The sequence below is a fragment of the Pseudomonas sp. Irchel 3F3 genome (assembly GCF_900187545.1).
In the GTDB taxonomy this organism is placed as follows: domain Bacteria; phylum Pseudomonadota; class Gammaproteobacteria; order Pseudomonadales; family Pseudomonadaceae; genus Aquipseudomonas; species Aquipseudomonas fortuita.
This window is the reverse complement of the sequence record NZ_FYDS01000003.1, coordinates 167,356-193,154: the sequence shown is the minus strand read 5'-3', so window position 1 is coordinate 193,154 and position 25,799 is coordinate 167,356. Positions and strand designations below refer to the sequence as shown.

General features: G+C 63.9%; 20 protein-coding genes. 9 read left to right on the top strand and 11 right to left on the bottom strand.

Annotated elements, in window-relative coordinates; genetic code table 11:
* The first annotated feature begins 57 nt into the window (after positions 1–57).
* The gene (locus tag CKW35_RS06980) at positions 58–420 is read left to right on the top strand and encodes a hypothetical protein (protein ID WP_023048181.1); all 363 of its coding nucleotides are present in this window, start codon (positions 58–60) and stop codon (positions 418–420) included.
* A gap of 220 nt (positions 421–640) precedes the next feature.
* Here the strand turns inward: CKW35_RS06980 and CKW35_RS06975 are convergent, their stop codons facing one another.
* Together CKW35_RS06975 and CKW35_RS06970 are read right to left on the bottom strand one after the other, a co-directional pair.
* On the bottom strand, positions 641–1,405 hold the full coding sequence (locus CKW35_RS06975; RefSeq protein WP_095115530.1) for a hypothetical protein: 765 nt from the start codon (positions 1,403–1,405) through the stop codon (positions 641–643).
* 64 nt (positions 1,406–1,469) lie between these two features.
* The gene (locus tag CKW35_RS06970; RefSeq protein ID WP_095115528.1) at positions 1,470–2,747 is read right to left on the bottom strand and encodes a bifunctional O-acetylhomoserine aminocarboxypropyltransferase/cysteine synthase; all 1,278 of its coding nucleotides are present in this window, start codon (positions 2,745–2,747) and stop codon (positions 1,470–1,472) included.
* Between the two features lie 206 nt (positions 2,748–2,953).
* Here CKW35_RS06970 and CKW35_RS28340 point away from each other — a divergent pair, with 206 nt between their 5' ends.
* Positions 2,954–3,112, top strand: a complete 159-nt coding sequence (locus CKW35_RS28340) for a hypothetical protein (protein ID WP_172901738.1) — start codon at positions 2,954–2,956, stop codon at positions 3,110–3,112.
* Positions 3,113–3,176: 64 nt separating this feature from the next.
* Here the strand turns inward: CKW35_RS28340 and CKW35_RS06965 are convergent, their stop codons facing one another.
* The 6 genes from CKW35_RS06965 to CKW35_RS06940 form a co-directional block, all read right to left on the bottom strand.
* Positions 3,177–3,947, bottom strand: a complete 771-nt coding sequence (locus CKW35_RS06965) for an SDR family NAD(P)-dependent oxidoreductase (RefSeq protein WP_024717913.1) — start codon at positions 3,945–3,947, stop codon at positions 3,177–3,179.
* 119 nt (positions 3,948–4,066) lie between these two features.
* On the bottom strand, positions 4,067–6,511 hold the full coding sequence (locus CKW35_RS06960) for a TonB-dependent siderophore receptor (RefSeq protein ID WP_016487707.1): 2,445 nt from the start codon (positions 6,509–6,511) through the stop codon (positions 4,067–4,069).
* 96 nt (positions 6,512–6,607) lie between these two features.
* Positions 6,608–7,105 carry a RidA family protein gene (locus tag CKW35_RS06955; protein WP_016487706.1) on the bottom strand — a complete coding sequence of 166 codons (498 nt, stop codon included), beginning with the start codon at positions 7,103–7,105 and terminating at the stop codon, positions 6,608–6,610.
* A 16-nt stretch (positions 7,106–7,121) separates the two neighbouring features.
* On the bottom strand, positions 7,122–8,702 hold the full coding sequence (locus tag CKW35_RS06950; protein WP_016487705.1) for an FAD-dependent oxidoreductase: 1,581 nt from the start codon (positions 8,700–8,702) through the stop codon (positions 7,122–7,124).
* 46 nt (positions 8,703–8,748) lie between these two features.
* Positions 8,749–10,908, bottom strand: coding sequence for a TonB-dependent receptor (locus tag CKW35_RS06945; protein ID WP_060517253.1), 2,160 nt, complete (start codon positions 10,906–10,908; stop codon positions 8,749–8,751).
* Positions 10,909–11,168: 260 nt separating this feature from the next.
* Positions 11,169–11,639 (bottom strand): MarR family winged helix-turn-helix transcriptional regulator, encoded by a 471-nt coding sequence (locus CKW35_RS06940; RefSeq protein ID WP_023049344.1) that lies wholly within the window; start codon positions 11,637–11,639, stop codon positions 11,169–11,171.
* A 199-nt stretch (positions 11,640–11,838) separates the two neighbouring features.
* Here CKW35_RS06940 and CKW35_RS06935 point away from each other — a divergent pair, with 199 nt between their 5' ends.
* The 5 genes from CKW35_RS06935 (at position 11,839) to CKW35_RS06915 (ending at position 19,131) form a co-directional block, all read left to right on the top strand.
* Positions 11,839–12,669: a p-hydroxycinnamoyl CoA hydratase/lyase gene (locus CKW35_RS06935; protein ID WP_016487703.1), complete on the top strand. Its 831-nt coding sequence runs from the start codon at positions 11,839–11,841 to the stop codon at positions 12,667–12,669.
* Between the two features lie 72 nt (positions 12,670–12,741).
* Complete coding sequence (locus tag CKW35_RS06930; RefSeq protein ID WP_016487702.1) at positions 12,742–14,190, top strand: aldehyde dehydrogenase; 1,449 nt, start codon at positions 12,742–12,744, stop codon at positions 14,188–14,190.
* Between the two features lie 74 nt (positions 14,191–14,264).
* On the top strand, positions 14,265–16,148 hold the full coding sequence (locus tag CKW35_RS06925; protein WP_095115526.1) for a feruloyl-CoA synthase: 1,884 nt from the start codon (positions 14,265–14,267) through the stop codon (positions 16,146–16,148).
* Positions 16,145–17,386, top strand: a complete 1,242-nt coding sequence (locus CKW35_RS06920; protein WP_070086379.1) for a thiolase family protein — start codon at positions 16,145–16,147, stop codon at positions 17,384–17,386. Before CKW35_RS06925 ends, CKW35_RS06920 begins: the two co-directional genes overlap by 4 nt.
* A gap of 14 nt (positions 17,387–17,400) precedes the next feature.
* Positions 17,401–19,131, top strand: coding sequence for an acyl-CoA dehydrogenase (locus CKW35_RS06915; protein WP_095115524.1), 1,731 nt, complete (start codon positions 17,401–17,403; stop codon positions 19,129–19,131).
* Here CKW35_RS06915 and CKW35_RS06910 read toward each other — a convergent pair.
* Both CKW35_RS06910 and CKW35_RS06905 read right to left on the bottom strand, forming a co-directional pair.
* The gene (locus tag CKW35_RS06910; protein WP_095115522.1) at positions 19,112–20,137 is read right to left on the bottom strand and encodes a formylglycine-generating enzyme family protein; all 1,026 of its coding nucleotides are present in this window, start codon (positions 20,135–20,137) and stop codon (positions 19,112–19,114) included. The two genes, CKW35_RS06915 and CKW35_RS06910, sit on opposite strands and share 20 nt — an antisense overlap.
* Entirely contained in the window at positions 20,134–21,816 is a 1,683-nt protein-coding gene (locus CKW35_RS06905; RefSeq protein ID WP_095115520.1) for an arylsulfatase, read from the bottom strand. The genes CKW35_RS06910 and CKW35_RS06905 overlap by 4 nt, the downstream gene beginning before the upstream one ends.
* A gap of 250 nt (positions 21,817–22,066) precedes the next feature.
* Between CKW35_RS06905 and CKW35_RS06900 the strand changes: the two genes are divergently transcribed.
* Together CKW35_RS06900 and mhpT are read left to right on the top strand one after the other, a co-directional pair.
* Positions 22,067–23,458: an alginate export family protein gene (locus CKW35_RS06900; RefSeq protein WP_095115518.1), complete on the top strand. Its 1,392-nt coding sequence runs from the start codon at positions 22,067–22,069 to the stop codon at positions 23,456–23,458.
* Between the two features lie 33 nt (positions 23,459–23,491).
* On the top strand, positions 23,492–24,724 hold the full coding sequence (gene mhpT / locus CKW35_RS06895) for a 3-(3-hydroxy-phenyl)propionate transporter MhpT (protein ID WP_024717911.1): 1,233 nt from the start codon (positions 23,492–23,494) through the stop codon (positions 24,722–24,724).
* On the opposite strand, the gene CKW35_RS06890 is transcribed toward mhpT, so the two are convergent.
* On the bottom strand, positions 24,721–25,731 hold the full coding sequence (locus CKW35_RS06890) for a 5'-nucleotidase (protein WP_095115516.1): 1,011 nt from the start codon (positions 25,729–25,731) through the stop codon (positions 24,721–24,723). The two genes, mhpT and CKW35_RS06890, sit on opposite strands and share 4 nt — an antisense overlap.
* Between the last annotated feature and the right edge of the window lie 68 nt (positions 25,732–25,799).

The following is a 25,799-nucleotide window of genomic DNA, read 5'->3' as shown; positions in this document are numbered from 1 at the left end:
CGATTGCTCTCTGAACAACAGGCGCACCCTTGCTGCGCTGCAACCAGGAGAACGCCCATGGCAATCGACCACAATGGCCCCGACTCGCCGTACCCGGGACCAACCGAAAATACCACCGACGCAGGCGCGGGCCATGGCTCGGGCCTTGAACAGGCTGAGTCCGAGCCTAAGCAAGGCGTCGGTGAGGCTTGGTCCGAGAATCGCCCCGTAGACTGGGACCCACCTCCCGGCAATCCCGGTTCAGACCAGGACGGGCAGCTTGACCGGGACAACGGCACCGCAAGAACCAACGATGAGCAGGCTGGTGCAGGTGACGCAGAGGTGCCATTACCCGCAGATGATGACGGCCCGATTGAAGAGGAAATGAAAGACGTGGAGGCCAATAACTCGGTGTCTGCCGAGCATCCTCAACCGCGTTGATGGCGTTTGCATTTCAGGGCCGATGCCAAATCAGTGCGGCGTCCTGGGTCTGCCAGCCTGGCTTCATCGGCCGCTTTTCCATCAGGTATGGCACCGGCTGCGCCGGTGTTCGCGGGGCAAGCCCGCTCCCACAGACAGGGTGCACAGCCCAGGATTTACGCGGTCCATGTAGGAGCGGCCTTGTGCCGCGATGGGCTGCGCAGCAGCCCCAAATGGCGCATCAACGCCGCCGCAACACAGTGGCGAGCCCAACGGTCAGCAGCACAGCACAAGCCATGGCCAGCCCGATGGTAACGCCAACGCCCCACGTTTCGAGCAGCCCCGCCAATACAAGATAAAATGCGATCACCCCAACCGCCCCGATCGCATTGCCCCGCACCATTGCTACCATCCCGGGGCGCCCCCCTTGCACATGGGCGAACACCACCAGCGGCCAGGCAATCACCGGTATCGGCGCGAGCATCCCGCTGGTCGCCGGGCCCAGCCAGCTGGCCAGGCTGGTGGTGATCATCAGCAGGGATGTGGCAGACACCATGCGTAGCGGGATTTCCCAGTACCGGTGCCTGGGGCGGGCCAAGGTATCTGGTTCTGGTTCACGGCCGCTGGCGCGTATCAGCACGCCGATCAGCACCAGTGCCACGGCAATCGACAGGTGAAGGTTGCCCCAGTGGGTAAACGCATAGGCGGCCATACCATAGAAAAGCAACGCCAGCAGGGCTGCCAAGGCAACGCCGAGCCTGCGCGTGGCCAACAGATAGAAAGTGTAGGTGGCCTGCACTGCCGCCAGGCCGCCCAGTGCACCGGTTATTGCACCCAAGGCGAAGGCATTGCCCTGTTCCAGGCACAGGAAAGTCATCACCAGTGCCGAGGTGATCGGCAGGCCGGATAGCAAGCCCCCCAGCAAACCGCCCCAGCGCCGCGAGGCGAGGGAGATGGCCCACATCAGCAGGGGCGTGACGATAAGTTTCAGGTAGAGCAGGGTCATTGCGGGTGTATCCAGGCTAAATGAAGGTGCGCCCGCCGTCGGCATTGGGTGGGGCGCGGATGCATCACCCGCGGCTGGCCTCCAGGGCCTGGGCCAGGTCGGCGATGATGTCGTCGCTGTGCTCGATGCCGATCGACAGGCGCACCATGTCGCGCGGCACGCCGGCTTTTTCCAGCTCCTCGTCGTTGAGCTGGCGGTGAGTGGTGGAGGCGGGGTGGCAAGCCAGTGACTTGGCGTCGCCGATGTTCACCAGGCGCACTACCAACTGCAGCGCATCGATGAAGCGCGCCCCGGCAACCTGGCCGCCCTTGATGCCAAACGACAGGATCGATGCTGGCTTGCCGCCCGTGTAGCGCTGGGCCAGTTCATGCTCGGGATGGTCGGGCAGCCCGGCGTACTTCACCCAGGCCACCTGGTCGTGGGCTTGCAGGTAATGGGCAACTTTCAGCGCGTTTTCAGTGTGGCGCTCCATGCGCAGGGCCAGAGTTTCCAGGCCTTGCAGGATCAGGAAGGCGTTGAACGGTGACAGCGCGGCGCCCGTGTTGCGCAGCGGCACCACACGGCATCGGCCAATGAAGGCGGCGGGGCCGAAAGCTTCGGTGTAGGTAACACCGTGGTAGGACGGGTCGGGGGTGTTGAGCAGGGCGAAACGCTCCTTGTTGTCGGCCCAGGGGAACGTGCCGGCGTCGATGACGATACCGCCGATGCTGGTACCGTGGCCGCCGATGTACTTGGTCAGCGAGTGCACGACGATGTCCGCGCCATGCTCGAACGGTCGGCACAGCACCGGGGTGGCCACGGTGTTGTCGACGATCAGTGGTACACCGTGGCGGTGGGCGGCCTCGGCCAGTGCGGCGATGTCGACGATATTGCCCGCGGGGTTGCCGATAGACTCGCAGAACACCGCCTTGGTGCGCGCGTCGATCAACGCCTCGAGGGCGGCGACGTCGTCATGAGCGGCGAAGCGGGTCTGGATGCCCATGCGCGGCAGGGTGTGGGCCAGCAGGTTATAGGTGCCGCCGTACAGCTTGGCCACCGAGACAATGTTGTCGCCGGCCTCGGCGACGGTCTGGATGGCGTAGGTGATGGCCGCCATGCCCGAGGCCACCGCCAGCGCGCCGACCCCGCCTTCGAGGGCGGCCATGCGCTGCTCGAGCACATCGTTGGTAGGGTTCATGATGCGCGAGTAGATGTTGCCTGCCACTTTCAGGTCGAACAGGTCCGCGCCGTGCTGGGTGTCGTCGAAGGCGAAGGAGGTGGTCTGGTAGATCGGTACGGCCACGGCCTTGGTGGTCGGGTCGGGGCTGAAGCCCGCGTGGAGGGCGAGTGTTTCCAGCTTCATGCAATCGTTCCTTGAGCGTGGGGTGGAAGCGTTCGAGCATGCGGCGGTGGAAGGGCGTGGGTCAAGGACGCTTTAGAGCGTCAGTCACTCCACCCGACTGTAAAGATATGCAAAGTTTCCCTGTGCCATCACCCTGCAGTTCTAGAATCCGCTCGCTGCCAGACTGCTACTGGCAGGCAGCAGATCTAACCCTGTGGAGCGTTCCAATGAAGTCGAAACATCTTTTCCGTGCAGCCCTGGTTGCAGTCCTGGTATCCAGCCTGTCGGGTTGCTGGATGTTCATGCCGCCAGGTGGTGGCGGGGGGCACGGTGGTGGTCATGGTGGCGGTGGCTTCGGCGGTCATCAGGGTGGTGGCCCTCGCTGAGCTGATCTCGCGATGGAACGCATTGCCTCGGCCGGGCTGCAACCGCTACCCGGCGCGAGCGCACTCACCACGCTATCCGCTCGCCATCCCACCCCCAAAAACTGCCACTCTCCGATGGCCCAAGCCGCCCCACCTGCTCCATCACGCACTGTGCCGCAAACGCCGGTTCAAACAGCTTCCCCTCCGGCACATTCCCTTGAAACGGCCGCGACAGCCCGGTATCGGTGGTGCCCGGATGCAGCGCCAGCACCGTGGCGTTCGGGTTCAGGCGTTTCAGTTCGATGCTTGCCGTGTGCAGCAGCTGGTTCAGCGCCGCTTTGCTCGCGCGATAGCTGTACCAGCCGCCCAGTCGGTTGTCACCGATCGAGCCTACCCTGGCCGACAGCGCCGCAAAGGTGGCGGGCTGGTTGCGCAGCAGCGGCAACAGATGCTTGAGCAGCAGGATCGGTGCGAATGCGTTGGTGGCGAAGCTGGCCTGCAGGCTGGAGAGGTCCAGTTGGGCCAGCGATTTCTCGGCTTTGCTGCCCTCCTGGTGGAGGATACCGAGTGTGCTGATAACCAGGTGAAGGTGTGGGCAGGCATGGCCCACCTCGGATGCAAGCGCAGCCAGCGCCAGCTCGTCGCGAGCATCGCAATTGAGCAGTACCAAGCGTTCGCCATGTGCCTGGGCAAGTGCAAGCAGCCCCTCAGCGGTGCGGGCGTGCCGCGACACAGCGCAGACGCGGCTTACATCATCGCGGGCCAGCATCGCCTTACACAATGCCAGGCCGATACCTCGGCTTGCACCGCATATCAGCACGCGAGCATTGTCAGATAATCCGGGGATCAGGCTCATGGGGTGCGCCTCGTCTTTCGAATGAATCTAGCCCACCGGCATGGTCTTTTGTTTTAAATATGCGTTCTAGTTTGGGTTTTCGGGGCTGCGCAGCAGCCCCAGTCTGCCAACGGTGCATATCAGAAGTTGTAAGTCAGCCGGGTGAAGTAGTAACCCCCGGTAAAACCATAAGGCGAATAGGCCCCATACCCCTTGGTCATGGTCTTGCTGCTGGGGTTCTGCCGCTCGGGGTAAACATCAAACAGGTTCTGCGCTCCCACCGCCAGGTTGAGGTCTTTGCTCAGCTGGTACCCCACGTCGATATCGGTGATCCAGCGCGCCTTGTATTCACGGTCGAGGCTGCGGTCAGTCGCCGAGTTCACTTCACGCCATGAACCATAGCGGGTCAGGGTCAGGTTGCTGGTCCAGCGGTCGCGCTGCCAGTTGGCGCCCAGAATCAACTTGGTGTGCGGCTGCACCTCGGTCAGGAAGTTGCGCGCCTGGCGGTCCATCAGGCTGTAGTCCGTGCCCTGGATATTGACGTTCTCCTTGTAGCTCAGGATCTGCGTCTGGTTCCAGTTGAAGGCGGCGGTCCATTTCAGTTGCCCCCAGTTGCCCAGGTTCTGGTCGAAATTGCCCACCAGGTCCAGGCCCTTGGTGCGGGTATTGGCGCCGTTGGTGAAATAGCGCCCGCCAGAGGTGGAATCGATACCGTTGTCCAGCAGCGTCTGGGTCACTTCGTCGCCCAGCAGGGTACCGGTGAGGGTGATGCGGTCGCGCACGTTGATCACGTAAGCATCTGCGGTGAACGACAGCTGCGGTGCAGGCTGGTAGGTCAGGCCCAGGCTGTAGTTGGTCGAGCGCTCGGGCTTGAGTGCGGTGGCGCCCAATGCCTTGGCTGCCGCCGAGTCCACAGGCAGTACGCCGTAGTTGATCGATTGGTACACGCCATTGACCACACCGTAGGTGGTCGAGCGGGCGCTGAACAGGCTGTTGGCCAGCGACGGTGCGCGAAAGCCGTTGCTGACCGTGGCGCGCACGGCCAGCGCGGGGGTGAAGTCATAGCGGGTGGTCAGTTTGCCGCTGCGGGTGGCGCCCACCCCGCGGTTGTAGTGTTCGTAGCGCAGCGCGCTGCCCAGGTACCACTGCGGCAGCGGGTTGAAGCCGACGTCGATGTAGCTGGCCACGCTGTTGCGGCTGGTGCTGGTGGCTTCTTCCGGTGAGATACCGTTGGTGACCTGTGCACCGGAGGCGGCGCAGTCCCCGGGCGCACGGCAGTAGCCGCCGTTGGCCCACGAGGCCCAGTCGCCATCGCGCACCTGGTAGGTGTCACGGCGGTGCTCCAGGCCCCAGGACAGGTCAAGCGGCTTGCCCAGGCCAATGTCGAAGCTGCGCTGCAGGTCCAGGTTGCTGGTCAGCTGTGTGGCGACCCAGGTGCCCGATTCGAAATGGTTGGGCGTGGCCTCGCCCAGCGAGGCGTTCTGGTTGTGCGTGGTGCCTTGCAGCGCCTCGTTGCGCCCGTAGGTGCTGGACAGGTCCCAGGCCCATTCCCCGACATTGCCCTTGGCGCCGAAGGCGCCCTGCACATCCTCTTCCTCGATGTACCAGGTGGGTGTGTAACCGCTGGGGTAACCGTTAGGCCCGGTGGTGATGGTGTTGGTGATGGTCGGCAGGCGGAAGTTCTGCCCCTGCTCGGCCTTGCGGTGTGAATAGGTGGTGAACGAATACAGGGCCAGGTCGTCGCTTAGCGGCAGCTCGGCGTTGTAGCCCAAGGTCAGCAGGTTGATCTTCGGTGTGCCGTAGCCGCCGTAGGTTGACTTGCCAGCCTTGTCGAAGGCTTCGGCATAGCTGTAGCCGTTAGCACTGGCCTTGTTGTCGTCGTTCTGGCTGCGCGCATCCAGGGCCAGCTGCACGATGCCGCTGTCGCCGATCTCGAAGCCCTTGTTCAAGCCTTGCTGCACGGTCTGCTTTTTGCCGTCGTAACCCTGGCCTGCGTTGGTCACCGAGGTGCCGGAAGCGTCGGCCTTGAGGATCACGTTGATCACCCCGGCGATGGCGTCGGAGCCGTACTGGGCAGCCGCGCCATCGCGCAGCACCTCGACGTGGTCGATGAGGCTGATGGGGATCAGGTCAAGGTCGGTGGGCGCAGCGCCCGCATGGATGCCGCTGATGTTCAGGGTGGCGCTGGTATGGCGGCGTTTGCCGTTCACCAGCACCAGCACCTGGGCCGCATTTAACCCGCGCAAGCTGGGCGCACGGGCCATGCCGCTGGCGTCCCAGCCGGTTTTCTCCGGCAGGGTGAAAGACGGCACGCTGGCACTGAGGGCTTCCATCAGGCCGGGTTTACCGGTTTGCTGCAGCTGCTTGGCGCTGATCACATCGATCGGCACAGGGCTTGTGGTGACCGTACGTTTTTCCGAGCCGCGGTTACCTGTGACGATCACGGTGCCCAGCTGTGCCGGGTCGTTGGCCTGTGCAGTGGTTTCGGCAAATGCAGCAGGCGTGGCCAGGCCGGTGGTGCCAAGGGCCATGGTCAGCAGTGCGGGTTGCAGGCGCGGGCTGGGCAGTTTCAGGGCGTGAAGCATGTTCGCTCTCCATGAGCGCTGTTGAACAGCGGGTGCACAGGGGCCGCCCGCCGGGTGGTCCCGGCAGGCAAGCAATAGGGGTGGGTTAGCGGCGTTTCAGGGCGCTTTTGCAGCGACCGCTTCGATTTCGACCAGGGCGCCCGGCAGGGGCAGGGCCACCACTTGCAAGGCGGTGCGGGTTGGCTTTCTCGGTTGCTCGGCAGTGGCGAAAAACTCGGTGTAGGCGGCTTGCAGCCCGGCAAAATCCAGCTTGCCCTCAGTGGCCGGGTCGCCTACCAGAAACACCCTCAGCTGTACTACGTCACCCAGGCCCAGACCCTGGCTTTGCAGCGCAGCCTGGATCTTGTTCAGCACTGAGCGGGTCTGGGTTTCGGTGTTGCCATAGGCGGCAATGGTCTGTGGTGGTGCCTTGGGGTCGGCAACGTCGGGCAAGGTGCCGCTGACGAAGGTCAGCGAGGTGCCGGCGGGTACGGTGACCAGTTGCGAAATGGGGAACTTCGAGCCTGGCGGGTCGACACGCTTGATGGTGTCGGCCTGGGCGGTCAGTGCGGACAGTGACATGAAGGCTCCAAGCAGCAGGGCAGTTGTGTTCATCAAAGGGCTTCCTTGTTCAGGCGGCGACGCCGCGTTGCTGTTGCAGGGCGTGCCGGGCGATCTGCCCGACCACATGGCGGGCCGAGTCCGCAGCACTGTTCTGCCAGATACCCACCCCGCCATGGGCCAGTGCATCGCTGGCCAGCCAGGTGCGGCCTTGGGGCTGGTTGAGGTGCGAATAACCGGGCTCGGCAAGCACGTCATGGACAATCCACGGGCTTTCGCTGAACGGTACCTTGGACCAGTTGACCGCCACCCCACGCTGCAACTTGCCGGCGTGGCCCGGGTGCAGCGACTCCACGGCCTGGCGCGACGCTGCCAGTTGCTGCTCTGTCGAGCGCGTGGCAAATGTGCGCGCCACTTCGCCGGTGTTGTAGGTGCCCACCAGGATGCCCTGGGCACTGTTCAGGTGATCGCTGGGGTACCACAGCAGCCGCGCTTCGTGGTTGATATAGGAGAGCCCGCCATAGATCTGGAACTCGCTTTCCCAAAACCGGGGTGCCTGCCAGGCCACCTTGTTGGCCAGGTCCGGCTTGGCCTGGGCGATGGCCGCCTGGGTGGTTTTGCCAAAGTTGTGGTCAACCCGGGCCAGCAGTGGCAGGGGGATGGTGACGATGGCGTAGTCGGCGGTTTCCACTTGGGACTTGCCGCTGCGCCGGTCACGCCAGGTAACCTGGCTACCGTTGTCTCCGGTGCGGATCGCCTGCACTTCGGCATGCAGTTGCACCTTGTCCTGCACCTTGGCGTACAGGGCCTTGGCAATCTGGTCCATGCCGCCGACCGGCTGGAACATGGTGGCGGAAAACTCCGGGATCTCGTCGAACACCAGCGGCAGCATCAGGTTAGGGTTGAGCAGTTGCTTGAGTGCCACTGGCTGGCGCTGGATCGGTGTCTGGTCGCCCGCCCCGGCGAAGCGGGTGTAGCCGGCGCGAACCGAGCCCTTGTAATGACGCTGCTCGTCGAGGTCACCGTATACCTTGAGAAAATCCAGCAAGGCCTTCTGATCGCCCGTGTCCAGCTCCTTGTCCAGCGCTTTGCCGCTGATGCTGCGCGACAGCAGTTCGCTGAGGTGTCCACGGGTGTCATTCACCGCCTGGCGCAGCAGTAACGGTGGCTGCGCAAGGTCCGGTTGGGCGAGGGCGTTGCGGCTGCTGTTGACCAGCACTTCCAGCGGCACGCCCAGCTCGCGGCAGTAGCCGAGGATGGTCAGGTGATGGCTGGGCAGGCGTGCGGGCCCTGCATTGAAATAGTGGCCGTTGTCGAACCGCACCTGCTGGCGGCTGCCGTCATTGTGCAGGACCTCGTCACCGTTGCGCAGCGTCCAGGCACGCCCGCCGATTCGCTCGCGGGCTTCCAGCACGCGCACGTCAAAACCGGCTTTGCCAAGTTCATAGGCTGCCACCAGGCCGCTGATGCCAGCCCCCACCACCAGCACGCGCTTGCCGTTGCCGGACGTGGTCGGCAGGCCCAGCGGCTGGAAGGTGCTGGCCGTGGCTGCTGCGGGCAACAGGCCCAGCGCGGACAGGCTGCCAAGCGCGGCGCCGTAGCTGCCAGCGGCCATCAGGTGGGCAATAAGGTCTCTACGGGTCAAGCCCATGGTGTGTTCTCCTTGCAAGTGGAAAGTGAGTCCGTTCAGCGCGGCGCTACAGCTCGTAGCGCACACTCAGCAGCACGGTGCGTGGGTCGTTGACCGAGTAGTAGGCGGTGCGGCTGGCGGCCGAGTAGGCGATGCTTTGCGGGTAGGCGCGGTCGAGCAGGTTCTTGACCGACAGGGTGGTGGTCCAGTGGCCGTCCGCGCTGGCATAGCTGGTGCTGGCATTCCAGAAGCCCTGGGCAGGTACTTCGTAGATGTCGGCGTTCAGCGGGTTGGCGTAGGAGCGGGTCTGGTACTGGTAGTCGGTGTTGGCCACCAGCTCACCCGGCAGGTTGACGGGCAGCGTCCAGTTCAGGCCAAGGCTGGCGTTCCATTGCGGTGCAAAGATCATTTCCTTGCCGTCGGCACTCACGCCTGGGCCACTGGCGTTCTGGAAGTCGTCGTACTGGCTTTTCAGGTAGCCCAGGTTGGCGGTCAGGCGCAGGTCGCGCGCCAGCAGCACGGTGTTTTCCAGTTCCACGCCGTAGGTGTGGGCACTGCCTACGTTGGTGCGCAGGTTGGCGCTGATGGCTGGGTCCCAGGCATTGGTCTGCAGGTCGTCGTAGTCGTTATAGAAGAAGGCGATGTTGCTGCGCAGGCGGCCATCGGCAAAGTCGCCCTTGAAGCCCACCTCATAGGTGGTGACGTTTTCCGGCTCAAAGCCCTGCTCGGCAGCGGCGCGGGTTGGCGCGCGGTTGTCGAAGCCGCCGGCCTTGAAGCCCCGGGCCACATAGCCGTACTGCACCAGGTTGTCGCTCCAGGCGTACTCCAGGCCGATCTTGGGGCTGAGTGATGCCCAGGAGTCGCTGGTTTCGGCAGCGAAGTTGGTGCCAGTAATTGCTCTGTCGGTGGTGATGGCGTAGTTGGTGTAATCGAAGTGCTTGTGCTCGTGGGTAAAGCGCAGGCCGGTGGTCAGCGACAGGCGTGGGGTGAGCTTGTAATTGCTCTGCCCGTACAACGCGTAGCTTTCGGTATCGGTGGTGCTGTATTGGCCGCTGGCGTTGACCCGGTTCTGCGCCACCGAAAAGGTCAGGCTGTCGCGCTCGGCGCGGAAGCGCTCCTTGTACAGGTACACGCCGAGGGTGTAGCTGAACCTGTCGTATTCGCCGTTGAGCTGGAATTCCTGGGTGGCGTAGCGCTGCTTGTAGGTGATCAGGTTGTTCTGGATCGGTGACGCGGTGCCGCTGTTGGCCTGGCCGGAGTTGTCGTAGTCCACCGGCTGGTCGAATTCCGACCAGGCCGTGACCGACTTGAAATTCAGGTGGTCATCGATGCTGTAGATCGCGCGCAGCACCGCGCTGCCCTGATCCAGCTGGTTCTTGGGGTCGAGGCTGCTGTAGGTCTTGAATTTGTCGAAATGGCCGTTGGCCGGGTTGAAGGGCGTATAGCTGGTGGTATCGCCACGGTCGAAGGTGCCGGCCAGGGTCAGTTGCACGTCCCAGGGCGAATCCTGCGGGGCCAGGCGCAGCTTGCCGCGGTAGGACTGGATGTCGATGTTGTTGACATCCTTGTCACGGGTGCGGTTGTACACGGTGCCGTCGCGGGTCAGGCGGATCGCTGAAAAGCTGCCGAACAGGGTGTTGTCCACCAATGGCCCGCTGACCAGCAGGCGCCCGTTCTGTGCATTGAAGTTGCCGGCACCCAGCTCGACGAAGGCGCGGGCCTGCTGGGTCGGGTCGCGGGTGATTACCCGTATCGCGCCGGCTGCACTGTTGCGCCCGTACAGGGTGCCTTGTGGGCCGCGCAGCACCTCAACGCGCTCCACGTCGTTGAAGTCCAGCATCGAAGAAATCGCCCGCGGGATGTACAGGTCGTCGGCGTAGACCGCAACAGCCGCTTCCTGGATTGGGTCGGTCTCGCCAATGCCGCGTATGCCGTAGGTTTGTGCGCTGTAGGAAATGGATTGGCGGTTAAGCGTCAGGTTGGGCACCCGGCCAGACAGGTCGCGGATGTTGTTGATCTGCGCGTCCTGCAGGGTGCGCTCGTCGAAGGCGCTGATCGCCAGCGGGGTTTTCTGCAGGTTTTCTTCCCGGTGCTCCGCCGTGACGGTGACGGTTGGCAGCTTGTCGCCAGGCTTTTCGACAGGCTCGGCGAAGGCTGTGGGCGTGAACAGGGCGAACGCAACGGCGGCGGACAGGTGATGGCGAACAGGGTAGGGCAAGGGCTTCATGCTGCAGCTTCCAGATAACCAGCATCGAATGGGATTTCGGATACCTGGATACCGGAGCCGGGTGAGGTGACCTGAGGCTGAAGGAGGTATTAGGTTCCTTTGCCTCCGCCAGTCAGGGGTCGGTCTGGTGAGAACATATCTCTATGAAAAACGCTTTTGAAATACTTTTTCAACCTAAGCTAATATTCTCAAAAATGATTAAATCAAATTTGTAAAATCGAAAAAATGCATTTTTTGTGATGCCTGGGCGGGTGTTCTCCTTACGCCTGGTAGATCTTCGTCAGCAACCGCAACAACTGCCCGCGTTCCTCATCATCCAGCGCCGAGGTCGCCTCGCGGTCGCTGTCATGGGCAATTTGCTTCAGTTCCTTCAACAGCGCTTCACCCGCTTTGCTCAGAAAAATCCCATAAGAGCGCTTGTCGGGCTTGCACCGCACGCGCACGGCCAGGGCTCGTTCCTCCAGCTTGTTCAGCAGGGGCACCACCTGCGGTGGCTCGATCGCCAGCGACCGCGCCAGGTCCGCCTGCATCAACCCAGGGTTCTGCTCGATCACCGCCAGCGCCGAGAACTGCGCCGGGCGCAGGTCGTGTGCCGAGAGCCGGCCAATAAGGTTCTGAAACAGCTTCAATTGGGCGCGGCGCAGGGCGTAACCGATCAAGTCTTCAAGCACTCCATCCGCAGCTGCAGCGGGCATGGAAGCGGTTTCGGTAGTGCGGGCAGACCTTGCCATGGGGGTACAGGCTCCTGGCTCATGGATAAGAAAGTTACCCAGTCTGCCTGCCTTGGCGTAATCCGGCTAGAGGAGTGTCTGGGAAATCACCGTCCAACAGGCAGTGCAGGAAAGATAATTTTCATAATAGTTAATTGACATAACTAATTAGCTCGCTTAGCTTGGTGTTCACCACCTCGAACAACAAGAGTGCAGAACCATGAGCAAATACGAAGGCCGCTGGGCTACCGTGAAGGTCGAACTGGAGTCGGGCATTGCCTGGGTCACCCTCAACCGCCCGGAAAAGCGCAATGCCATGAGCCCCACGCTGAACCGGGAAATGGTCGACGTGCTGGAAACCCTGGAGCAGGACAGCGACGCCGGGGTGCTGGTGCTGACTGGGGCAGGTGAGTCGTGGACCGCAGGCATGGACCTGAAGGAATACTTCCGTGAAGTGGACGCCGGCCCGGAAATCCTCCAGGAAAAAATCCGCCGCGAAGCCTCGCAATGGCAATGGAAGCTGTTGCGCATGTACGCCAAGCCGACTATCGCCATGGTCAACGGCTGGTGCTTTGGCGGCGGCTTCAGCCCGCTGGTGGCCTGCGACCTGGCCATCTGTGCCGACGAGGCCACCTTTGGCCTGTCGGAAATCAACTGGGGCATCCCGCCGGGCAACCTGGTCAGCAAAGCCATGGCCGATACCGTTGGCCACCGTCAGTCGCTGTACTACATCATGACCGGCAAGACGTTCGGCGGGCCTAAAGCCGCCGAGATGGGGCTGGTTAACGAAAGCGTGCCGCTGGCGCAATTGCGCGACGTCACCCGCGAACTGGCGCTCAACCTGCTGGAAAAGAACCCGGTGGTGCTGCGTGCGGCCAAGCACGGCTTCAAGCGCTGCCGCGAACTGACCTGGGAGCAGAACGAAGACTACCTGTACGCCAAGCTCGACCAGTCCCGCCTGCTGGACACCGAAGGCGGGCGCGAGCAGGGCATGAAGCAGTTCCTGGACGACAAGAGCATCAAGCCAGGCCTGCAGGCCTACAAGCGCTGAGTTCAAGCGGGCTGGGCCATTACCGGTCACAGCCTGCAGATATTCCCGACAAGTACAAAAAGAGGAATAAGCATGTTGCAGGTGCCTTTGCTGATCGGCGGGCGGGCGTGCCCCGCCAGTGACGGACGTACTTTCGAACGCTGCAATCCGGTCACCGGCGAAGGGGTGTCGCAAGCCGCCGCCGCCACGCTGGCCGATGCTGATGCGGCGGTAGCCGCTGCCAGTGCTGCGTTCCCGGCCTGGGCCGCCTTGGCGCCCGGCGAGCGCCGCAGCCGGTTGTTGGCCGGTGCAGACTTGCTGCAGGCGCGGGCAAACGAGTTCATCGCGCTGGCGGGTGAAACCGGGGCCATGGCCAACTGGTATGGCTTCAACGTGAAACTGGCCGCCAACATGCTGCGCGAAGCTGCAGCCATGACCACGCAGATAACCGGCGAAGTCATCCCATCGGATGTACCCGGCAGTTTCGCCATGGCCTTGCGCGCACCCTGTGGCGTGGTGCTGGGCATCGCGCCCTGGAACGCGCCGGTCATACTTGCCACCCGGGCCATCGCCATGCCGCTGGCGTGCGGCAACACGGTGGTGCTCAAGGCATCGGAGCTGAGCCCGGCAGTGCATCGGCTGATCGGCCAGGTGTTGCACGATGCAGGCCTGGGTGATGGCGTTGTCAACGTGATCAGCAATGCCCCGCAAGACGCCCCGGCCATCGTCGAACGGCTGATCGCCAACCCGGCCGTGCGCCGCGTGAATTTTACCGGTTCTACCCACGTCGGGCGCATTGTCGGTGAGCTGGCCGCTCGGCACCTCAAGCCAGCCTTGCTGGAGCTGGGCGGCAAAGCCCCGTTGCTGGTACTGGACGACGCCGACCTGGACGCCACAGTCGAAGCCGCGGCGTTTGGTGCCTACTTCAACCAAGGGCAGATCTGCATGTCCACGGAGCGGCTGGTGGTGGACAGTCGCATCGCCGATGCCTTCGTCGAGAAGCTGGCGGCGAAGGTGACCGGGCTGCGCGCCGGCGACCCGCAGGCCAGTACGTCAGTGCTCGGCTCACTGGTCAGCGGTGCGGCTGGTGAGCGCATCAAGGCCTTGATCGACGATGCCGTGGCCAAGGGCGCACGCTTGGTATGCGGCGGCCAGCTGCAGGGCAGCATCCTGCAGCCGACCCTGCTCGATCACGTCGACAACAGCATGCGCCTGTACCGCGAGGAGTCCTTCGGGCCGGTGGCGGTGGTGTTGCGCGGTGAGGGTGACGAGGCCCTGCTGAAGCTGGCCAACGACTCCGAGTTCGGCCTGTCGTCAGCCATCTTCAGCCGCGACACCAGCCGTGCGCTGGCCTTGGCCCAGCGGGTGGAGTCGGGCATTTGCCACATCAATGGCCCGACCGTGCACGACGAGGCGCAGATGCCGTTTGGCGGGGTCAAGTCGAGTGGCTACGGCAGCTTCGGCAGCCGCACGGCCATCGACCAGTTCACCCAGCTGCGCTGGGTCACCCTGCAGCATGGCCCGCGGCATTATCCCATCTGAGCAACACGCGATTGGCCGCCACCGGCAGCGCCGGGCGGCGGCAGGATGTACAACAAGAACAAGGAGCAACCTGCGTGAATACCGAAGCCCGCTTACGGTCGTCCGACCCTGGCCAATGCACGCCCTACCGGCAGGTGTCCATCGGGCACCCTCAGGTGCAGGTCAGTGAAGCCGACGGCATCCTGCGCATGCAGCCGGTCGAGCCGCTGGCGCCGCTGCCTGCGCGCTTGCTCGACCGGCTGCTGCACTGGGCGCAGATGCGCCCCGATACAGTTTTTATTGCCGCGCGTGAGCCTGACGGCGCCTGGCGCGAGATCACCTATGCGCAAATGCTCAGCCAGGTGCGCACCATCGCCACCCACCTGCTGGGCTTTGGCCTGAGCGCCGAGCGGCCGTTGGCGCTGTTTTCCGGCAATGACATCGAGCATCTGCAGATTGCGCTGGGCGCCATGTATGCCGGCATCCCGTATTGCCCGGTGTCGCCGGCCTATGCGCTGCTGTCGCAGGACTTTGCCAAGCTGCGGCATGTGTGCCAGGTGTTGACCCCCGGCCTGGTGTTCACCACCGATACTCAGCCGTTTTTGCGCGCCTTCGATGCCGTGCTTGATGCGTCGGTACCCGTGGTCAGCATGCGCGGCGAAGCGCCGGGGCGTGGGCACTTGAGCTTCGACAGCCTGCTGCAACCGTGCGACACCGCTGCTGGCGATGCAGCGTTTGCCGCCACCGGGCCCGACACCATCGCCAAGTTCCTCTTCACGTCGGGCTCCACCAAACTGCCCAAGGCAGTGATCACCACCCAGCGCATGCTCTGCGCCAATCAGCAGATGTTGCTGCAGACCTTTCCGGTGTTTGCTGAAGAGCCGCCGGTGCTGGTGGACTGGCTACCCTGGAACCACACCTTTGGCGGCAGCCACAACCTTGGCATCGTGCTGTACAACGGTGGCAGTTTTTACCTGGACGCGGGCAAACCCACCCCGCAAGGCTTCGGCGAAACCTTGCGCAACCTGCGCGAAATCTCGCCAACAGCCTACCTGACCGTACCCAAGGGCTGGGAAGAGCTGGCCAAGGCACTGGAACAGGACGCCCAGTTGCGTGACGTGTTCTTCGCCCGCATCAAGCTGTTCTTCTTCGCCGCCGCGGGCCTGTCGCAAAGCGTATGGGACCGCCTGGACCGCATCGCCGAGCAGCACTGTGGCGAGCGCATCCGCATGATGGCTGGCCTGGGCATGACCGAAGCGGCGCCGTCCTGCACCTTCACCACCGGGCCGTTATCGATGGCCGGTTATGTGGGGCTGCCGGCGCCGGGTTGCGAAGTGAAGCTGGTACCCCAGGCCGACAAGCTGGAGGCGCGCTTCCGTGGCCCGCACATCATGCCGGGGTACTGGCGTTCGCCGCAGCAAACCGCCGAAGCCTTTGACGAGGAGGGCTTCTACTGCTCTGGCGATGCGCTGAAACTGGCCGACCTGCAGCAGCCCGAGCAGGGGCTGATGTTCGATGGCCGTATCGCCGAGGACTTCAAGTTATCGTCCGGGGTATTCGTCAGTGTCGGCCCGCTGCGTAACCGAGCGGTACTGGAAGGCTCGCCCTATGTGCAGGACATCGTGGTAACCGCGCCGGACCGCGAGTGCCTGGGGTTGCTGGTGTTCCCGCGTTTGCCCGAGTGCCGGGCACTTGCTGGCCTGGCGGCCGATGCCAGTGATGCCGAGGTGCTGGGCTGCGAAACGCTACGCCACTGGTTTGCCGCGTGGCTGGCGCGCCTGAACCGTGACGCCCAGGGCAACGCCAGCCGCATCGAGTGGCTGGCGCTGCTCGAAGAGCCGCCGTCGATCGACGCGGGCGAAATCACCGACAAGGGTTCGATCAACCAGCGTGCGGTGCTGCAGCGGCGGGCCGTGCAGGTAGATGCGTTGTACCGCGGTGAAGGCCCGACCCAGCTGCACGCACAGGGTCGGTCATGAGCAGTGCCGGCCTGTGTACAGCGTTCGATGACGCAGCCATTGTGGGCATGGTGCGTACCCCCTGGGTAGACCTGGGCGGCGCACTGTCCGCTGTGTCGCCCATCGACCTGGGGATCAAGGCCGGGCGTGCGGTGCTGGCTCGGGCAGGTATTGCCCCGCAGGCGGTGGACAGCGTGCTCGCCGGCAGCATGGCCCAGGCCAGTTTCGATGCCTACTTCCTGCCGCGCCATGTGGGCTTGTACTGCGGCGTGCCTCAGGCCGTCCCGGCGCTGGCGGTGCAACGTATCTGCGGCACCGGCCTTGAACTGTTGCGCCAGGCCGGCGAGCAGCTGCGCAGTGGCGCCCAGCAGGTGCTGTGCGTGGGCGCCGAGTCGATGTCGCGCAACCCGGTTGCGGCCTACGAACATCGAAACGGTTTTCGGCTGGGTGCGCCGGTCGGCTTCAAGGACTTCCTCTGGGAAGCGCTGTACGACCCCGCTGCCGGGGTGGATATGATCGGTACTGCTGACAACCTGGCGCGTGAGTACGGCTTGCACCGTGAATGCGTGGATGCCTGGGCCTTGCGCAGCCACCAGCGCGCCTTGCGCGCCCAGCAGCAGGGCTGGTTCGATGAGGAGATCGTCGGTGTCACGGCTGAGGCATTCGATATTGAAGGCTGCTTGCCACGCGGGATCGAGCTGCCCCGTGGGGTAAGCGAAATCAGCCGGGACAGCCACCCACGCACGACGGATGCTGCAGCGTTGGCCCGGCTGCGTGCGGTGCACCGTGACGGCGTACAAACGGCGGGCAACAGTTGTGCAGTAGTCGATGGCGCTGCCGCAGCTGTGGTGGCGCGCTACTCAGCCTGTACCCGGCTGCCGTTGGCGCGCTTGCTGATGGCCACGGCGGTTGGTGTGTCGCCGCACACCATGGGCATCGGGCCTGCCCCAGCCATCGCGCTGCTGCTGGAACGCAGCGGCCTGCGCCTGGCGCAGATCGACCGTTTCGAAATCAACGAGGCCCAGGCTGCCCAGGTGCTGGCCGTGGCCCGGGCGCTGCAGCTCGATGTGGAAAAGCTCAACGTTCATGGTGGTGCCATCGCCCTGGGCCACCCTTTGGCCGCCACCGGCCTGCGGCTGGTGCACACCCTGGCTCGGCAACTGCGCCGGGACGGCCTGCGCTACGGGATCGCAGCCGCCTGCATCGGTGGCGGCCAAGGCATGGCGCTGCTGATCGAAAACCCCCAATTCACGGCTTGAACGCGAGGTAGCCCATGCCCTGGAAGGCGCCATTGGCGGACATGCAATTCGTGCTGCAACACTGGCTGCGGGCCGAGCAGGCCTGGCAGGCAATGCCTCCCTATGCAGATATCGATCTCGACCTGGCCACTCAGGTGCTGGAAGAGGCCGCCCGCTTCAGTGAACAGGTGCTGGCCCCGCTGAATGCACCGGGCGATCGCCAAGGCTGCCGCCTGGACGACGGTGATGTACGCACGCCGGAGGGTTTTGCGGCGGCCTATCGAGCCTATGTCGAGGGTGGTTGGCCGGCGCTGGCCTGTGCCCCGGAACTCGGCGGGCAAGGGCTGCCCCAGGTGCTGGATGCTGCCTTGCAGGAGATGCTGTTCGCCAGCAATCACGCCTGGGCCATGTACACCGGCATCGCCCATGGCGCCTACCTGTGCCTGAAAACCCATGCGTCTGACGAACTGCAGGCGCGCTATCTGCCGGGCATCGTCAGCGGCGAGACACTGCCGACCATGTGCCTGACCGAGCCTCAGGCCGGCAGTGACCTCGGCTTGCTACGTTGTCGCGCTGAACCCATGGGCGACGGCCGCTACGCCGTCACCGGCAACAAGTTGTTCATTTCTGGCGGCGACCACGACCTGACACACGACATCGTGCATCTGGTGCTGGCGCGGCTAACGGATGCGCCAGCGGGCAGCCGTGGTTTGTCGCTGCTGCTGGTGCCGAAATGGCTGGACGATGGCCAGCGCAATGCCGTGTACTGCGATGGCCTTGAGCACAAGCTGGGCATTCGCGGCAGCGCCACCTGCGCGCTGCGTTTCGAAGGGGCCAGCGGCTGGCTGGTGGGGCAGGCGCACGGTGGCCTGGCCGCCATGTTCGTGATGATGAACTCGGCCAGGCTGCATGTCGGCCTGCAGGGGCTGGCGCATGCCCAGGCGGCTTGGCAGTACGCCAGCGCGTACGCCTGGGAGCGCCGGCAGATGAATGCACCGGGGCAGGCCAAGGGCGCTGCCGACCCCATTCACCTGCACCCTGCCATGCGCCGCATCTTGCTGGAGCTGCGTGTGCGCACCGAAGGCATGCGGGCCCTGGGCTACTGGGCAGCGCACTGGCTGGATATTGCCGATGCATCAGCTGACCTCGCACAACGGGCGAAGGCCTCGAAGCTGGCAGCGCTGTTGACGCCCATCATCAAGGCCGTGTTCACCGACCTCGGTTTCAACCTGGCCAGCAAGGCGCTGCAGGTGTTCGGCGGCTATGGCTACACCTGCGAGTTCGCCATCGAGCAAACGCTGCGCGACAGCCGCATTGCGATGATCTACGAAGGCACCAATGAAGTGCAGGCCAACGATTTGCTGCTGCGAAAGGTGCTGGGGGATGGGGGCGAAGGCTTTGCGCTGCTGCTGGTCGAGCTGCGGCAGGAAACGGGTGCGGGCGAGGAGGGCGATGCGTTGCGCAGGGTTTGCGACACGCTGGAAATGGTGCTTGCCAAGGTGCAGCTCAGCGCAGCAGACGACCCCGAGTACCCGTACCGGGCTGCGGGCGACTTTCTGCAACTTTGCGGTACAGCCTTGCAGGCCTATGCCTGGGCCCGCACGTGCCGCTGCATCCAGGCGCTGCCTGTCGACGCGCCGCAGCGCCTGGAAAAGCAGGAAAGTGCCCGTTACTTCTTCGACTACCTGTTGCCCGATTTCGACCGGCAGGTGGCGGCCATCGACGCGGCCGCAGCACCTTCGCCGTTTATTCACCAACCGTTCTGAACCCTACGTGTGAGGTCGCCATGAACACCGGCTGCGGTTGCCGCGCCGAGGGCCGGTAGCGCATGCACCGGTCTGCCGAGCACAGGTGCGAACCGCCCTTGATCACGGCCACTTTCACCCCAGGTTCGGCGGGGTCGAAGCTTTGGTCCAGGGTGGGGCCTGGCGGGTCGAGGGCGGCGTCACGCTGTGGGTCGTGGCCAGGACGATAGCCCGTTCGGGTCAGTTCCCACACATTGCCCCCGGCATCGAACAGGCCAAAGCGGTTGGCCGGAAAGCAGCCCACCGGTGAAGTACCGGTGAAGCCGTCGGCTGCCGCGTTGTGATAAGGAAACTGGCCCTGCCAGGTATTGGCCATGATCCGGCCTTTGGGCAGTTCCGTTTTGCCCCAGCTGAAGTCGGCATCCTGCAAGCCTCCGCGCATGGCGTATTCCAGCTGGGCCTCGGTGGGTAGCGTGCGCCCGGCCCAGTGGGCATACGCCTGGGCATCTTCAAGCGCCACCTGCACCACCGGGTGGTTTTCCAGCCCCGCCAAGCTGCTGCCCGGGCCTTGCGGGTGACGCCAGCTCGCCCCAGGCATGAATTGCCAGCCAGGGCTGAGCACGTCCGGCCCTTGCTGGAATACCATCGCGCCAGGCACCCGCAGGTGCTCGGGCAGGGTGGGGTCGTCCTTGAAGCTGATGCCCCGCTCGGCATGGGTGAGGTAACCGGTAGCGGCTACGAAGCGTTCGAACTGGGCGTTGGTGACCGGATGCACATCGATCCAGAAATCCGCCACGCTAGCCGTATGGGGCGGGCCTTCTTCGTCGTAGAAGCGGTCCGAGCCAAAGCTGAACGTGCCGCCTGGCACGCGCACCAGGCCGTCACGCCAGGCGCCCTGGCGTGCTGCGGGCAGGCCACTGTAGCCGTTGCACAGCAGCACCGGCGCCGGGGCTTCTGGCCAGGCGCTGTAGCCCACGGCGAGCAGGCCGGCGGCGACCAGTGCGCAGCCGGCTACTCGGGCAATCATGGCTTGCTGGCCACGGTCGGGGTGGCCGGTTTGGCAGGGCTTGCGGGGTGGCCATCGGCGTCGATAGCGATATTGCTGCGCTGCGCATACGCTTTCCAGTCGCGCAGCATGCTGGCGACCTGCTCGGGGTGATCGGCAGCGATGTCGTGGTGCTCACCGGGGTCTTTGCCCAGGTCGTACAGGTGCCAGGCCGGCTTGCCATCGGTGGCATCCCACAGCAGTTTCATCGGGCCTTTGCGCAACGAGGCGCTGCCGTTGATTTCCCAGCCCAGGGCTTCGTCCTCGGCATGAATTCGCGCGTCCTGGCCCTGCAGGTAGGCCAACGCCGAGGTGCCTTGCGGCGGCACGATATCGCGTTCCCGGTATTTGATGCCGGGCATGGGCGCACCCGCCAGTTGCAGCAGGGTGGGCATGATGTCCCTGACGCTGGCCAGTTCTTCGCTGCGCCCGGGCTTGATCGTTGCCGGGTAATAGACAAAGGCGGGCACGCGGATGCCGCCCTGGTAGGTCGTCATCTTGTAGCGACGGCTGGGCAGGGCGCTGACCTGGGCCCAGGCCGGGCCGATCATCAGGAACGAGTCAGGTTTGCCGTAGTTGTCCAGGTTGTTGTCAAAATGCTGCTTGATCCAGTTCGGGTCGACGCGGGTAGCGTTTTCCGGCCCGTTGTCGGACATGAACAGGATCAGCGTGTTATCCAGCTCGCCGGCCTTGCGCAGGTGATCTACCAGCCGACCGACTTCGGCATCCAGTGCGGCGACCATGGCTGCGTACACCTCCATGGTGCGCGCTGACTGGCGTTGCTGCTCAACGGTCAGTGATGCCCAGCTCGGCACGCCCTCCAGTTGCGCTTGGCGCGGGAAGTCCGCCGGCACCAGCCCGGCTTTGCGCTGGCGCTCCAGGCGTTCGTGGGCAATGGCCTCGTAACCCTGATCGTAGCGGCCGCGGTACTGCGCCAGGTATTTGTCTGGCGCCTGCAAGGGCCAGTGTGGCGCGGTGTAGGCGGCGAAGGCGAAGAAGGGTTTTTGGCTGGCCTTGCCTTCGTCGATGGCGGAAATCAGGCGGTCAGTGAACCAGGTGCTTGAGTAGAAGTCGTCGGGCAGTTCGATGGGTTTGCCGTTGTGCTGGAACGTTGCGCTGTAGTTCGACTGCAAGTCCATGTTGGCTTGCTTGAAGTGCGCAGCGCCCCCTTCCAGCAGCACGTAGGCCTGGTCGAAACCACGATTTTGCGGCTGCTGAGCGGGCTGCATGCCCAGGTGCCATTTGCCAGATATGTAGGTGCGGTACCCGGCATCGTGCAGCAGTTCGGCCAAGGTGGCGACGTTGGCCCCGAGCACGCCTTCGTAGCCTGCGCGCACTTCGGAACCTGGGGGCAGCCGTTTGCGTGCTTCGGCCATCATGCCCAGCCCGGCAATGTGCGGGTCGTTGCCCGACATCAGCATTGCGCGGGTGGGGGAGCAACTGGGCGCGGCATGAAAGTCCAGCATCAGGCGGCCGTCGGCCAGTAGCTGGTCCAGATGCGGGGTCTGGATTTCGCTTCCAAGCGCAGACAAGTCGGAAAAGCCGAGGTCATCGGCAACAATAAGCAGAATGTTTGGTTGCTTAACGGTTGGCGCAGCCAGGCTTTGGCTTGCGCCAAGCATCAGCAGGCCGAGGGCAGCAAGGGGTTTGAGGCAGTTCATGTAGGTGCTCTTGTTGTTTTAATGAGTGTTTAGACGCGTATGACCGCGTAGCAGACAGCGCGCAAGGCCAATAGTAGCCATCAATGGCGCCATATCGCAGCACCTGCGTGCATAAGCGTTCGATCAGCGAACGCTCAATGCCGCCTGCCTCTTGCGGGCAGTCGATTGGCTATTGACGGCAAGATGATTAACAAAAATAATCGTTAACAGAGTTATCCAATTTTATAAAAACAAGTAAAGGGAAATTCTGATGACGAGGCCGTTGAACCGGGCGTTGGTGCCCGTTGTGCTGCTTTCGCTGTGCCAGTGCGTGCAAGCGGCCAGTCCGCTTGAAGACAGCCGGCCAGGCAGGCCTGGCGCCCCGCGCTGGGTCGAGGACTACCGTTTTCTGGATGACCCCGCCAAGGCCGGCGACCCGTTCGATGGGCTGCGCTACCATCGTTTGTCCGAGTCGGCCTGGCTGCAACTGGGGGCTGAGGCGCGTTATCGCGCCGACGTACTGAACAAGCCCTTCTTCGGCTTGCGTGGCCTGAACGACGATTCCTATTTGTTGCAGCGCTTGCAAGCGCATGCTGACCTGCACCTGTTTGATGACGCCCTGCGCACCTTCGTGCAGGTCGAGAACACCCGTGCATTCGGCAAAGACCTGTACTCACCTAACGACGAAGGTCGAAATGAAATCCGCCAGGCATTCATCGACTTCAATCACGATTTTGCTGCGGGGCGCTATACGACGCGGGTCGGGCGCCAGGAGATGGCCTTCGGCGACCAGGTGTTCGTCACCTACCGTGATGTGCCCAACCTGCGCTTGAGCTTTGATGGCGTGCGTGCCAGCCTCAACCTCAAGGACGGGCGCAAGCTCGATGCCTTTGCCGTCAGGCCGTTGAAAACAGGTGAGGACAGCTGGGACGATGGCAGTAACAACGCGGTGAAGTTTTACGGTCTGTACGGCACCCTGCCGCTGACGACCGTCTGGAACATGGATTTGTTCGCGTTCGGCCTGCAAACCGATGACCGCAGCCTGGCCGGCGAGGCTGGGGACGAACAGCGCTACACCTACGGCACGCGCCTGTTTGGCCGCTATCAGGCCTTGGACTGGAGCTGGAACCTGGCCGGGCAGGGCGGCCACCTGGGCGGCGCCTCGATCCGTGCCTGGGCAGTGTCGAGCGACAGTGGTTACACCTTCGACCACCCCTGGCAGCCGCGCCTGGGCATGCGTGCCGACGCCGCCAGCGGTGATAGCGACCCAGGCGACGGCAAGGTCGGCACCTTCGACCCGCTGTTCCCGCGAAACGGCGTTTACGGTGAGGCCAGCCTGACCACCTTGAGCAACGTGATCGTGGTCGGGCCCACGTTCGGCTTCTCGCCCTGGCGCACGGTGCGCTTCGAACAAGGCGTGCTCGAAGTCTGGAAGCAGCGCGAAGAGGATGGCGTGTACATGCCTGGCATGAGCATGCTGGCCAACACCCGCGGCACCGGCCGGCATGTGGGCACCATCTACCGCGCCAACACCCGATGGCTGGCGACGCCCAACCTCACGCTGGATCTCGACATGAAGTACTACGACGTAGGTTCCGCCATCAAGGAAGCCGGTGGCGAAGACTCGTCGTTCGTTTCCTTGCGTGCCACGTTCAGGCTTTGACTTCCCGACCCATAACAACAAAAGGGGCCATACATGAGTGATTCATCCTCATCTTCAAGCAAGCCGGTGCTTACCATCGGCCTGTGTTTTCTGGTGGCGCTGCTGGAAGGGCTGGACCTTCAGGCCACCGGGGTTGCTGCACCGCACATGGCCAAGGCATTCGCGCTGACGCCCGCCATGCTTGGCTGGGTATTCAGTGCCGGGCTGCTGGGGCTGTTGCCGGGGGCGTTCATTGGCGGCTGGCTGGCCGACCGCCTGGGCCGCAAGGCAATCCTGATCGTGGCGGTGCTGCTGTTCGGCGGCTTCTCGCTGGGTACCGCCCACGCTGATACATACACCTCGTTGCTGATCGCGCGCCTGATGACCGGGTTGGGATTGGGGGCAGCCTTGCCGATCCTGATTGCCCTGGCCAGCGAGGCCGCGCCGCAGCGCCTGCGCAGCACGGCGGTGAGCGTCACCTATTGCGGCGTGCCCTTGGGAGGGGCGATCGCGTCGGTCATCGGCATGGCCGGCCTGGGCGAGGACTGGAGGGCGGTGTTCTACGTGGGCGGTATCGCCCCCATTGCGATTGCCTTTGTGCTGATGGTGTGGCTGAAGGAGTCCCAGGCGTTCCGTGCCCAGCCTGCTGCCAGCACCGGCGGCAACGGCATGCTGGCCCAGCTGTTCGGCCCGGGGCAGGTAAGCCGTACCCTGTTGCTGTGGGTGGCGTGCTTTTTCACGCTAACCGTGCTGTACATGCTGCTCAACTGGTTGCCGTCGCTACTGATCGGGCAGGGCTACAGCCGTCCTCAGGCAGGTGCGGTGCAGATACTGTTCAACCTGGGGGGCGCTGCAGGCTCGTTCCTCACCGGGCGAATGATGGACCGAGGCTTGGCGGGGCGGGCCGTTTTCATTGCGTATGCTGGCATGCTCGCTTCGTTGGCAGGCCTTGGGTTGTCGACCAGCTTCGGCCTGATGCTGCTGGCAGGATTTACCGCAGGCTATTGCGCCATCGGTGGCCAGCTGGTGCTGTATGCACTTGCGCCGACGTTGTATTCGACCCACGTGCGTGCGACCGGCGTGGGGGCTTCGGTGGCTGTAGGGCGCCTGGGGTCGATGGCCGGGCCATTGGCTGCAGGGCAGATTTTGGCGGCCGGGGCCGGTGTAGGTGGTCTGCTGCTGGCAGCGTCACCTGGCCTTGTAGTAGCGGCATTGGCGGCGCGTGCGTTGCTGGGGCAGCGTAGCCGCCCGGCCGTCAATACCCCTGTCGAGGAAGTTGCTCGCTAGACAGGCTGGATGGCACCGGCAACGCCGGTGTCGTCCTGCTCCTGCACAGGCGTGTCGAGCGGGGAGCGCGTCGTTGAACGCTCCCTGTTCGCCACCCCGAACGGCACATGCACCATCGGCAAATCACCTGCCGGCGACTGCAGGTGACTGCGCTGGTCGTCAAAGAAGACATGCGGCTTGAGAATCGACAGCACCCTGGGTTTCTCCATCCCGCCGAGAAAGAAGCACTCATCCGGCGACACCCCCCAATCCTTCAACGTCGTCACCACCCGCTCATGTGAGGGCGCATTGCGCGCTGTCACAATGGCAATCCGCAAGATCCGCTTGTACGCCGGGTCCTCGGCCAGCTTGCGGTCCTCCAGCATGCGTATCAGCGACAGCTTGCGGTACAAGTCCGCCAACGGCCCGGGCGAATGTGGAATGCCCTTGTGCACGCGCTCGTGCTCTTGAAAATCGTCCAGGTTGTCGTTGCGCTTGTACACGCTTTCCGCCTCGTCGTCGGCAATCACACCATCGAAGTCGAAGGCCACCCGCAATTCAGTGTCGATCTCGTCATCGTAGATGCGCGTCGGCAGCACCCGCCCGGCCGGGTAGTTGGCATCGATGGCTTTCTGCACGTCTTCCTCGTTGGCACTGAGAAACAGCGAGGCATTGAATGCCGGGATGTACTCGTAGGGCGAGCGACCCGACATGAACGCTGCGCGGGTGATGTCCAGCTGATAGTGGTTGATCGATCGAAACACCCGCAGGCCGGTTTCCGGGGAGTTGCGCGAAAGCAGCACCACTTCTACCGGCAGTTGAGAGGGAAAGGCCTGGTTGATGCTCAGGAAGCGGCGGATGAACGGGAACGCCACACCTTTGGGGAATGGCTCGTCCAGGTTCTGCTGCTGGTGATGGCGGTACGCCTCAACCCCCTGGGTCTTGTAGATGTCGTCCGAGACGGTGAGGTCGAACAGCGCACTCGAGGCAACGCCAATGACCAGTTTCTGTTCGATGGGGTAGGGCATTGAGCAACTCCTGAACCTGTGCTGAAGGGAAGTGTACGCCTGCGCAGCGACGAAAGCCCCCAGGCCTG

What these genes read in the sequence shown, in the direction of transcription:
- CKW35_RS06980 (WP_023048181.1), top strand. Translation starts at nt 58, where the DNA reads ATGGCAATCGACCACAATGGCCCCGACTCGCCGTACCCGGGACCAACC.
- CKW35_RS06940 (WP_023049344.1), bottom strand. Translation starts at nt 11,639, where the DNA reads ATGGCAAGGTCTGCCCGCACTACCGAAACCGCTTCCATGCCCGCTGCA.
- CKW35_RS06935 (WP_016487703.1), top strand. Translation starts at nt 11,839, where the DNA reads ATGAGCAAATACGAAGGCCGCTGGGCTACCGTGAAGGTCGAACTGGAG.
- CKW35_RS06965 (WP_024717913.1), bottom strand. Translation starts at nt 3,947, where the DNA reads ATGAGCCTGATCCCCGGATTATCTGACAATGCTCGCGTGCTGATATGC.
- CKW35_RS06890 (WP_095115516.1), bottom strand. Translation starts at nt 25,731, where the DNA reads ATGCCCTACCCCATCGAACAGAAACTGGTCATTGGCGTTGCCTCGAGT.
- CKW35_RS06955 (WP_016487706.1), bottom strand. Translation starts at nt 7,105, where the DNA reads ATGAACACAACTGCCCTGCTGCTTGGAGCCTTCATGTCACTGTCCGCA.
- CKW35_RS28340 (WP_172901738.1), top strand. Translation starts at nt 2,954, where the DNA reads ATGAAGTCGAAACATCTTTTCCGTGCAGCCCTGGTTGCAGTCCTGGTA.
- CKW35_RS06930 (WP_016487702.1), top strand. Translation starts at nt 12,742, where the DNA reads ATGTTGCAGGTGCCTTTGCTGATCGGCGGGCGGGCGTGCCCCGCCAGT.
- mhpT (WP_024717911.1), top strand. Translation starts at nt 23,492, where the DNA reads ATGAGTGATTCATCCTCATCTTCAAGCAAGCCGGTGCTTACCATCGGC.
- CKW35_RS06970 (WP_095115528.1), bottom strand. Translation starts at nt 2,747, where the DNA reads ATGAAGCTGGAAACACTCGCCCTCCACGCGGGCTTCAGCCCCGACCCG.
- CKW35_RS06975 (WP_095115530.1), bottom strand. Translation starts at nt 1,405, where the DNA reads ATGACCCTGCTCTACCTGAAACTTATCGTCACGCCCCTGCTGATGTGG.
- CKW35_RS06910 (WP_095115522.1), bottom strand. Translation starts at nt 20,137, where the DNA reads ATGATTGCCCGAGTAGCCGGCTGCGCACTGGTCGCCGCCGGCCTGCTC.
- CKW35_RS06950 (WP_016487705.1), bottom strand. Translation starts at nt 8,702, where the DNA reads ATGGGCTTGACCCGTAGAGACCTTATTGCCCACCTGATGGCCGCTGGC.
- CKW35_RS06945 (WP_060517253.1), bottom strand. Translation starts at nt 10,908, where the DNA reads ATGAAGCCCTTGCCCTACCCTGTTCGCCATCACCTGTCCGCCGCCGTT.
- CKW35_RS06905 (WP_095115520.1), bottom strand. Translation starts at nt 21,816, where the DNA reads ATGAACTGCCTCAAACCCCTTGCTGCCCTCGGCCTGCTGATGCTTGGC.
- CKW35_RS06960 (WP_016487707.1), bottom strand. Translation starts at nt 6,511, where the DNA reads ATGCTTCACGCCCTGAAACTGCCCAGCCCGCGCCTGCAACCCGCACTG.
- CKW35_RS06900 (WP_095115518.1), top strand. Translation starts at nt 22,067, where the DNA reads ATGACGAGGCCGTTGAACCGGGCGTTGGTGCCCGTTGTGCTGCTTTCG.
- CKW35_RS06920 (WP_070086379.1), top strand. Translation starts at nt 16,145, where the DNA reads ATGAGCAGTGCCGGCCTGTGTACAGCGTTCGATGACGCAGCCATTGTG.
- CKW35_RS06915 (WP_095115524.1), top strand. Translation starts at nt 17,401, where the DNA reads ATGCCCTGGAAGGCGCCATTGGCGGACATGCAATTCGTGCTGCAACAC.